This is a genomic window from Nonomuraea deserti (assembly GCF_004348685.1).
In the GTDB taxonomy this organism is placed as follows: Bacteria; Actinomycetota; Actinomycetes; order Streptosporangiales; family Streptosporangiaceae; genus Nonomuraea; species Nonomuraea deserti.
The window spans coordinates 1-380 of sequence record NZ_SMKO01000467.1; the positions used below are offsets into that span (position 1 = coordinate 1).

The following is a 380-nucleotide window of genomic DNA, read 5'->3' on the forward strand; positions in this document are numbered from 1 at the left end:
GTCTTGAACCGGACGGTGAGCGGATCGACGACCTGCACCTCCGCGATTTCCTTGGTGTAGACGGAAAATCCGCCGGGTGAATCCTTGATATTGGGAACCCGCTGAATGGAGAACGCCACGTCTTCGGCAGTGAAAGGAGACCCGTCGTGGAATTTCACGCCGGGACGCAGCTTGAATTCCCAGGTCAGCTCGTCGATGGCGGCCCACGACAGCGCCAGTCCAGGCAGCATGCGCAGCTTGTCGTTGCGCTCGATCAGGCGACCGAAAACATGATCCGCGATATTCTGATTGGGAGAATAGAGATGGTAATGCGGATCGATCGATGTCACGTCGGCAGAAACACCCACGCTCATGTTCTGCGCCGATGCAACGCCGGCACC

At 58.2% G+C, this 380-nt stretch carries 1 protein-coding gene; it reads right to left on the reverse strand.

What is annotated here, in order from left to right:
- Nucleotides 1-380, reverse strand: a 380-nt coding sequence (locus E1292_RS50705; protein WP_246091087.1) for an ABC transporter substrate-binding protein, incomplete at both ends; no start/stop codon positions are given.